An 8,748-nucleotide genomic window follows, 5' to 3' on the forward strand; every position below is an offset into this window, starting at 1 on the left:
CTTTCGTCATGCCAACGCCGTTGTCGGAAATGGTAATGACGACTGATGCCCCCCGGTTCTCAGCCGCGACATGAAGCGTGCCGCCGTTTGGCATCGCCTCAATGCTGTTTTTCAACAAGTTGAGAAAACACTGTTGGAAATATTGTACGTTTCCGATGACGATGCCATCTTCGAGGGAAGAGGATACATGGATCGAATGCATATGCGCCATTGGCGTAATCATTTGCAACACTTTCTGAAGCTGGGTGGACACATTAATCGGCTCGGTTTCTTTCGGCGCCGGTTTGGCAAACGTCAAATAGTCGCGGATGATGGCTTCCGCCCGCTCGAGTTCCTCTAAGGCGATGCGAATGTACCGCTCTTCGGTTTCGCGCGGCAGCCGACCCGTTTGCAGCAGCTGGATGAATCCTTTGACGACGGTGAGCGGGTTGCGGATTTCATGGGAAATGCTGGCCGCCATTTGGCTGACGATCTCCATTTTTTCCATCTTCATCAGCTCTGCCCGAGCGAGCTGCGCCTCATGAAGCGTCTCCATCAAATAGACAGCGAACATCATGACGAACGGCGGCATCATAATAAAATACACGATATATGGCTTCGTTACCGGAAAATCAGCAACAATCACGGCGACAAATGTCGTCAGCACCGCGAGCAAAAACGTCAGCCACAGCGCAGTCAGCAGCTTGCCGGACCGGGGCAGTTTCCGAAACAGCGGGGCGGCGGCGGCCGCTGCCGCGAACATAATGGCATAGACGACCACTGTAAGTGGCTGAAAACCGTACAATATGGTGCGCGCACCCATCAAGAAAACAAACAGCACCGCCCCAACTGCGCCGCCGCCATACAATGTTCCAAGCAAAAACGGAATTTGCCGGAAATCATGGACGCACAGCGGATCCATGTAAATCGGAAATTTCATGCACAACACGGCCGCCAACGCCAAACAAACCCCAAGCAGCGCCCGGCCATAGAGCGGGCGCTGCCGGATCGCTCGACTATGGTCATAAATAAAGGAAAAGGCAAAGATCGTGACCAAAATATAAAATAAGTTGTTCAAGACGTGCTGGTTAATGTATAAACCGGCCATACGAAAAATCTCCTAACTGAATAGACATCATCACCTTTCATTATAGCGGAAAGAGATTGAAAGAAAAATATGCATTGGCTATGTCCGGTCTTTCAGCAGCCAAACCGCCAAGGCGCCAAGGAGCGGCAGCGAGCGTAAACGAAGCCGCCGTCGAGCGCAAAATCGGAAAGAGCGCCGGGATGACCGCCTGCATCGCATCGTTCAAAAAGTGGCCGAGGCTGATGCGAACAAAATCGGGTAGACGGTCATGCTGACGGCGCTTGTTCGTTCCGTATGAACCCCCATCGTTCTCCCCCGTTCCAACCATAGATCTTAATATGGCTAAATTATACTTGATCCTTGCCACCAGAGAAAGCCCCATTTCCCAGCGTGAGCGCAGGCAAGAGGGCGCTTCATTTTTGTCTTTTCAATCGCCAGCGCGGTAATTCAGCTTTTCTTTTCCAGATGCACTGATGACGAGCTCGACGTTTACGAATAGCGTGTTGTTATGGAGTGGGATGAGGCCGTTGATCTGATGTTTTTTCCAGAGATCCGGACGCTGGCGATACAGTTGCTCCGCTAGATTCAATATATCGATCTGTTGCTCTTTCCCAAGTTTATATAAGCGGTGGATTTCTTGTTTCACCGTTTGTTCCGCCAGTTTGGTCAGTTGTTTTCGTGAGAGCGGTTCACGCAGTTCGAGGAGATTTCCTTGCGCCTTGACGTTTACAGTAAAAGCATACTTTCCGTTCTTCACGTCGACCGACCACTTCGTTGTTGGATTATGGACGATTAGGGAGGCAACGGTTTTCTCTTTTTGCTTGACATAAATCGGGGTGCGCCGAACGTCCTGCTCCAACCAACGAAGCCCTTGCAAATCGGAACGGCCCTCGCATCCTTGCAGGCGGTAATCGTGAAGAAAACAAATGCCGGATATAGCCAACATTTGTTTTGGCTTCTTATTTTCCACCCAACGATTGTCTTCAATTGTTAAATAAGGGAGTCTAGCTACATCAGCTTTTTCATCCATCGCAGCAATCAATTGGCTGAGACGGATCGGGCGGATAAACGAACTTTGTTGAAAGATTTCTTCCGGATTGGACAACAGCGAATAATACGAGGAAGCGTTCAACAACGGCGTCGCTTCAAACAGCTCGGACAGCGGCTCATCGGTCGCGTACACCCACGCCGTATGGCGAATTTCATTGTAACGGTTCAGCACGTCGATCACATCGGCTACGATGCCTTTTTGCAAGGCCCGTTTCGTAAAGACAATGCTTTTTACATGGCCCCATGACACCCTTTGTTGAATGGAAGGGTAGATTTTGTCGGTCGCGATATTAAACGTTTCGCCAGCGGCTTTGCCGACGGAAATCGCCGCTTTTTCTCTGCCGCCCCCCGCTTCGACTTTGGCAAGGGCGGTGAAATCGATCAATTGCACGTAGGCGATTACTTGGCCATCTTTGTAGTCGATCCCGATTGAATGAATGTAGACAGTGTGATCGATGTTGCGTGTGTCCCAGCAACCGCCAAGCAGCATGATAGAGGCGATGATGGGAATGACTCGCTTCCTCATTTTCGTTCCCTCTCTTTTGCAATGAGATCATTTGGACGGACAATGCGGTCGCGCGTGCGGAACTGCTTCCATGTGCTCGGGATAAACGCTTTCCCGATATCTTTGGACGGCGGCGCCAGCGGCGTCAAGTACGGAATGCCGCAGGTGCGCAAGTTGACTGCATAAGTCAAGATGAAAAACAGCGACAGAATGAAGCCAAACAGGCCAAGAACGGTGGAAGCCGTCAAGACAATAAACCGCAGCAAGGTGACGCTGCCGGCCATGTTTTGGTTGACGAGCGTGAATGTCGAGATGACGGAAATGGCGGCGATGACGAGTGTGGCCGGGGCGGCAAGCCCCGCGTTGATCGCCGCCTGGCCGATGATTAAGCCGCCGACGACGGACAGCGTCTGCCCGATGGCGATTGGCAGACGCATCCCGGCTTCCTTAAACACCTCAAACAAAATCATCATCACAAACATCTCCAGCGGCACTGGAAGCGGCACTCCTTGGCGCGACAAAATGAGCGTCGCCAGCAAGGTGAACGGAAGCTGGTCCGGATGGAAGGAGGTCAAGGCGACCCAGGCGCCCGGCAAATAAATGGCGACCGAAGTGCCGACGAGCCGAAGCAGGCGCTGAAATACGACAAACAAGAAAAACGTGTTGTTATCTTCCGACGTGTTCAGCAAAAACGTTAAATTGCCCGGGCCGATCAAGGCGGTCGGCGCCCCGTCGACCAAGATGATAAAACGGCCGTTGAGGAGCGAATTGACGGCAAAATCGGGCCGCCCGGTATAACCGAACATCGGGAACAAAGAAAACCGGGTGTCAGACAACCACTCCTCAATTTGATTGGTGCTTGTCACCGAGTCGATGTACAAACTGAGCAGACGGCTTCTCACCTCATCGATGATGGTCGTGTTGGCAATATCATCGACATAGAGGAGCCCGACTTTTGTCTGGCTGCGCGTGCCGATGACAAACGGTTCATAGACGAGCCGGTGCGAGCGCAGCCGCTTGCGGATGAGCGCCACGTTTTTGCTGATTTCTTCAATAAATCCATCTTTGGGTCCACGGATCGATACTTCCGTGCTCGGCTCTTCCGGATCGCGGTTTGGCGGGCTGGCGAGCGGCATCGTGTACAAGACATCGGCTTCGTGAAAATAAATGAGCAAATCACCGCTAAACAGCTTGAAGTTGAGATCATCGATCCGCACTTCTTTTCCCATATACTCAAGCGCCGCCGGTTTGCGGGCCTCGATGTCGGCGGCCGAAAAGCATGGATGGTGTTCGCACAGCTCGCGGAACATCGGATAAATGGCCTTTTGCAGCATTTGCGTATCGCACAGTTCTTCACAATAAATAAACAGCAAGTGCACCACAGCCGCCGAGCCGTCAGGCAAAGAGGATGGAATCGCGGCTTCCGTCATGATGACATCCGGGCATTTGGCGTACATCGTGCGCAACGCCTCTTCGGAGATGATGACGGTCTCGAGCCCTGTGTAATCGTCTTTCAACCGCTTGCCTTCGGCGGCGCGCATGGGTCGTTTCATCCTGCCACCCCTCTTTTCTTTTTTCGGTATGCCAACAAAGCGAAACCACTTAACACAACGGACAGCGCAAGACTAAACAGCAGCGATGCCGGCAGCACCCCATGTTTGACAAAATACAAAAACTGTTCATCGCTGACCGGCGCCAGCGCCGCCAATGTGATCGCCAAGTAAAGGACAATGAGCACCCAACGGCGGGTTTGCGGATGGCGGATCGGGAACAGCTCTACAATGAGCGCCATCGACAAGGAGATGCGGATAAAGGCGCCTGATATCCACTGGTAGATCGACATAAAGTCGACATGTTCAATGTACGTCCCTAAACTGACCATCCGCCATTGCTCAAATGCCGGATAGCGAAGGCGCGTCGCCTGCTCGGGGCCAAACTCGGTGATGGCGCCAATCGTCGGCCCGATGCTCAGCCCGGCGGTGAAGAAGGCAATCGCGGCAAGCGCCTTCCATGAAAATGGGCGAGGCAGGCGATGGGAGAGAAACAATAGAACGATCACTTCCACATATCCCGCTCCGGCGTACATCATGCCGTTGAGCACAGGTCCAACACCATGTTCAAGCGTTGGTCTGAGCAGTGAATAATCTTTATGAGGCGTGGTCGAGAGCATAACGAAAAAACCAAACACGATGACGAACGGGCAAATGATCATGGAAGTGTTGGCAATCGAGTCGATGCCTTGGTACGAGTTATAAAAACAAACGGCCACGATGACCAAAATCAGCGCCCATCTCGGCGTCGCCGTCAAATAAGAGGTGGTGGTAAACGTGACCGTATCGTTTAACGTGACAAAACTATGAAGAAGCAAGAATGCGCTGCTGACACCGGCCACCGCATAAGCAGCCGCGCTCGAAAACCGGGCCTTGAGCCAGTCAAACAGCCGCTCGCCGTTCAGTTGTCGGATGGTGAAATAAAGCAGCGGCAGCCAGAGGAGCAAACCTCCCAACGCTCCCAAGGCGGCGATCCACGCATCGCGGTGGGCGGCCTCAAGCATAAAGGGGATGATGATGACATGATTCATCAGCCCGACCGACAGCATGATCATGAATAACAATTGCAGGGCGCTAAGCGGTTGTCCGTTCATCATGAATCCCTTTCTTTCCGTGCAATCTCCAAAGGGCGGGGGATGTAGGGCAAAAGGCTGCTGATTCCAGAAACCTTGCTGAACCGGCTTCTTTTCTGATGAAATGCCGCTGATTGGCTTTCTAAAACGATAGTGTTTCCAGTCCAGGGGAATTTATCCGTTCCAACGGCAAACCAACAGCGAAACTTCTCAGGCGGCAGGGGGCACAATACAGGGAAGAAAGGGCGAACATCAACGGCATGCAAGGGGGGCGCAGCATGAAATGGCTTCATTTGACGATCGGCGTGAAGATTTCCGTCTGCCACCCCACCCGGTGTATGTCCCGGTGACGCTGATCCGGGATGGCCAGCTGTTGGCAGACGAATTAGCGGAGCTTGGGAAAACGGAGCAATGGCTGGCCGCCAAACTGCAAAAACAAGGAATTGCCTCGCCAAAAGACGTGTTGATCGCCGAGTGGCTCGAAGGAGATGGGCTGTTTGTTCAGACGTATCAGCCCGCCGAGCGGCAACGGTCAACGCGGCGGCCGACGGCGTCGGAATGAGAGGAAGAAAGAATCCAGGGATGGATTCTTTCTTTATTTTGGAAAAAACTCTTGCCTTTCTTCTGTTTTATGTGTACTATTAGTTATAGTACGGTTGTGACAATGAGAGGAGGAGGGGAGATGTTTGAGCTTGATATCCGCAGTCGCCAGCCGATTTACGAACAACTGATTGACAAAATGAAAGAAATGATCGTCCGCGAACTATGGCAGCCGCACGATCAGCTGCCATCGGTCAGGACGATGGCGAAACAGCTGATGGTGAATCCGAACACGATTCAAAAAGCGTACCGCGAACTGGAACGCGACGGCTGGATTTATTCGATTCCAGGGAAAGGCAGCTTCGTTGCCCCGCGCTCGAAAGAACCAAACATCGAGGCGATCGCTACGGTCCGTGAGCAGCTTGTCCGCCTTGTCAAGGAAGCACGGTTTTTAGGGGTGACGAATGAGCAGTTATGGCAATGGGTTCGAGAAGGAGAGAAAGAGGGGGAGAATCGTGATTCAACTTGTGGACGTGACGAAAACGTTTGATCGGTTTGCGGCCGTCAAGGGCGCGAACATGATGGTGCCAAAAGGAGCGATTTACGGGCTGCTCGGCCCGAACGGCGCCGGAAAAACGACGCTGCTCAAGATGATGGCCGGCATTCTCCGCCAAGACCGCGGGACGATTACAATTGATGGCGAGGAGTTGTGGGAAAACGTTCAAGTGAAGCAGCGAATTTTATTTTTGCCAGACTTTGTCTACTTTTTTCCGCACGCGACAATTCGGCAAATGGCGGATTTTTACGAGCAACTGTACCCTTCGTTCAGCCGCGGACGGTTTCTGGAATTGCAGTCCGTCTTTGCGCTTGATCCAAACAAAAAGATTCAGCAGTTTTCCAAAGGCATGCAGCGCCAGGCGGCGTTTTGGCTTGCTTTTTCCGTCCGGCCGGACGTGCTTATTATGGATGAGCCGCTTGATGGGCTCGACGTATTCGTCCGTCGCCATGTGAAACAGCTGTTAATCGATGAAGTAGTAGAACGGGAAATGACCGTTGTCATCTCGTCACACAATTTGCGCGAACTCGAAGATTTATGCGGCATGGTCGGACTGATGGCGCACGGTGTGGTGCAGCTCGAGCGCGATTTGGACGAGCTGCGCGCGGGGATGCATAAGCTGCAAGCCGCCTTTCGCGGCGGGTTTCCGAGCGAGTTGGCCGAACGGCTTGACATCGTGCATCGCGAGGAGCGCGGCAGCATCGTTCTTCTTATTGTCCGCGGGGAAAAGCGGCGCATAGAGGAGACGGTCCGCGCATTTCATCCTCTCATCCTTGATGTGCTGCCGCTGTCGCTTGAAGAAATTTTTATGTATGAAATGGGGGGCGATGCTCATGTCCGTGAAACAGTGGTCGGCTAACCGCGCCATGTGGGGGCAAAATCTTCGTCAAATCGGCTGGATTGCCATCATTCACTGGCTGCTATGGCTGGCGGCGATTGTGCTGCCGATGGCGCTCGCGTATTCTCAATATGACCCAAAGGTCGGCAATATTCCGCAATGGTACAGTGTGTATGATATAGCCAATGGAATGGAAGCGCTGTGCGCTTGGCTCGTTCCGATTTTGGCGGCGGCCGGCGTGGTTCGCTATATGCATGAGAAACGGTCGGCTGATTTCATCCATAGCTTGCCCATCCGCCGCACCGAACTGCTTGCCGGGCAGATGCTTATTGGATGGCTCTTTTTGGCGGTTCCGCTCGTGTTGACCGCCTTGGTTGCGATCGGATGTCTGTACGGACTTGATCTCCCGTGGCCGATTGGAGCGGGGGATGTGGGACGATGGCTTGGCGAGACGCTTGTCGTAGAGACGGTGATTTTTGCGCTAGGTGTCATGGTCGGCGTGCTCGTCGGCCAATCGATCGTTCATATTGTGTTAACGAATATTGCTCTCTTTTTTCCGACAGGCATCATGGTGCTGCTGTTTAGCAATTTGCCGTTATGGTTGTATGGATTCCCTGATGGGTACTATTTATCGGGAAATCTGATGGATTGGGCGCTGCCGATTCGTTATGCGATGCTGACGGATCAAGCGATGAGTGCGGGAGAAATCGGGATGTTGCTGCTGTTGTCGCTTCTATTTTTCAGTTTGTCCATTTGGCTGTACGAGCGGCGGCCGACGGAAGCGGCCGGGCAGGCGCTCGCCTTTTCAGTGCTTCGCCCACTGTTTGTGTATGGAGTGGCGTTTTGCATGTGCTTGACCGGCGGGTTCTACTTTGGACAAGTCCAACGGCAGTGGGGATGGATCATCTTTGGGTATGTTGCGTTTTCGCTTATCGGGTATGCCGTTGCGCAAATGGTCGTGATGAAAACATGGCGTGTTTTTCATAAATGGAAAGGGTATATCGCCTTTGCCGCTGTGATGTCGGTCTTATTTTTGACTGTGCGCCTTGATCCGGTTGGATATGTGAGACACGTTCCGAATTTGTCCGATATTGAGAAAGTCTATTTCGGCCAGTCGGTGATGAATTGGCAAAATCCTAACTTGATGGAAAGAGAGTTTGAAGCATTCGATCAGTTTTTGCGCACGAAGGACAACATCAAAGCTGTCAGGGCGCTTCATGCGCAGCTTGTGCACGATCAGCCGCTCCCGTCACGTTTTGGCAACGTCCGGCCGATTGTGATCGGGTATGTGCTCAAAGACGGCACGCGTCTCCTCCGCCGCTACGAAGTGCCGATTGAACCGTACATGCTGTATTTTCAGCGCATCATGGGCTCAAAAGAATATAAGCAGCAATATTATTTGCTGCTTCGCCCAAGCGGCTATGCGCCGATCCGTCAGGTGACGATCCGAAATGTGGAAACCGGGCGGGCAGAGGTTGTGCTTGCCGAGCCGAAGGAGATTGAGTCGTTTGTCCAGGCGCTCAAACAAGATTTGTGGAATGAGCCGGTGGAGGACATCATCGGCGGGGGG

The 8,748-nt window shown here is 52.7% G+C and carries 8 protein-coding genes and 1 pseudogene; 4 read left to right on the forward strand and 5 right to left on the reverse strand.

The features are described from left to right. The 5 genes and pseudogenes from VU18_RS07005 to VU18_RS07025 all read right to left on the reverse strand — a co-directional run. Positions 1-1,087 (reverse strand): HAMP domain-containing sensor histidine kinase (locus tag VU18_RS07005; RefSeq protein ID WP_047757845.1); only part of this gene is annotated, 1,087 nt, incomplete at its 3' end. A 148-nt stretch (positions 1,088-1,235) separates the two neighbouring features. Further along, positions 1,236-1,372, reverse strand: a pseudogene (locus VU18_RS19615) (MFS transporter); the annotation flags it as partial. A 121-nt stretch (positions 1,373-1,493) separates the two neighbouring features. Further along, positions 1,494-2,642: a Ger(x)C family spore germination protein gene (locus VU18_RS07015; protein ID WP_014195733.1), complete on the reverse strand. Its 1,149-nt coding sequence runs from the start codon at positions 2,640-2,642 to the stop codon at positions 1,494-1,496. After that, the gene (locus tag VU18_RS07020; protein ID WP_014195734.1) at positions 2,639-4,174 is read right to left on the reverse strand and encodes a spore germination protein; all 1,536 of its coding nucleotides are present in this window, start codon (positions 4,172-4,174) and stop codon (positions 2,639-2,641) included. Before VU18_RS07020 ends, VU18_RS07015 begins: the two co-directional genes overlap by 4 nt. After that, positions 4,171-5,265, reverse strand: coding sequence for an endospore germination permease (locus tag VU18_RS07025; protein WP_021322393.1), 1,095 nt, complete (start codon positions 5,263-5,265; stop codon positions 4,171-4,173). The genes VU18_RS07020 and VU18_RS07025 overlap by 4 nt, the downstream gene beginning before the upstream one ends. A gap of 262 nt (positions 5,266-5,527) precedes the next feature. On the opposite strand from VU18_RS07025, the gene VU18_RS07030 reads away from it, so the two are divergent. The 4 genes from VU18_RS07030 to VU18_RS07045 all read left to right on the forward strand — a co-directional run. Continuing rightward, positions 5,528-5,806 carry a YetF domain-containing protein gene (locus tag VU18_RS07030; RefSeq protein ID WP_014195736.1) on the forward strand — a complete coding sequence of 93 codons (279 nt, stop codon included), beginning with the start codon at positions 5,528-5,530 and terminating at the stop codon, positions 5,804-5,806. A gap of 120 nt (positions 5,807-5,926) precedes the next feature. Next, on the forward strand, positions 5,927-6,334 hold the full coding sequence (locus VU18_RS07035; protein ID WP_021322395.1) for a GntR family transcriptional regulator: 408 nt from the start codon (positions 5,927-5,929) through the stop codon (positions 6,332-6,334). Next, entirely contained in the window at positions 6,300-7,199 is a 900-nt protein-coding gene (locus VU18_RS07040; RefSeq protein ID WP_031206536.1) for an ABC transporter ATP-binding protein, read from the forward strand. The genes VU18_RS07035 and VU18_RS07040 overlap by 35 nt, the downstream gene beginning before the upstream one ends. Then, positions 7,174-8,748, forward strand: a 1,575-nt coding sequence (locus tag VU18_RS07045) for an ABC transporter permease (protein ID WP_047757870.1), incomplete at its 3' end; no start/stop codon positions are given. The genes VU18_RS07040 and VU18_RS07045, both read left to right, overlap by 26 nt.

The organism is Geobacillus sp. ZGt-1, assembly GCF_001026865.1.
Classification (GTDB): domain Bacteria; phylum Bacillota; class Bacilli; order Bacillales; family Anoxybacillaceae; genus Geobacillus; species Geobacillus thermoleovorans.

Bases quoted from the DNA above. Each gene is read 5' to 3' on its own strand.
- VU18_RS07015 (WP_014195733.1), bottom strand. From the start codon at position 2,642: ATGAGGAAGCGAGTCATTCCCATCATCGCCTCTATCATGCTGCTTGGC.
- VU18_RS07020 (WP_014195734.1), bottom strand. From the start codon at position 4,174: ATGAAACGACCCATGCGCGCCGCCGAAGGCAAGCGGTTGAAAGACGAT.
- VU18_RS07025 (WP_021322393.1), bottom strand. From the start codon at position 5,265: ATGAACGGACAACCGCTTAGCGCCCTGCAATTGTTATTCATGATCATG.
- VU18_RS07030 (WP_014195736.1), top strand. From the start codon at position 5,528: ATGGCTTCATTTGACGATCGGCGTGAAGATTTCCGTCTGCCACCCCAC.
- VU18_RS07035 (WP_021322395.1), top strand. From the start codon at position 5,927: ATGTTTGAGCTTGATATCCGCAGTCGCCAGCCGATTTACGAACAACTG.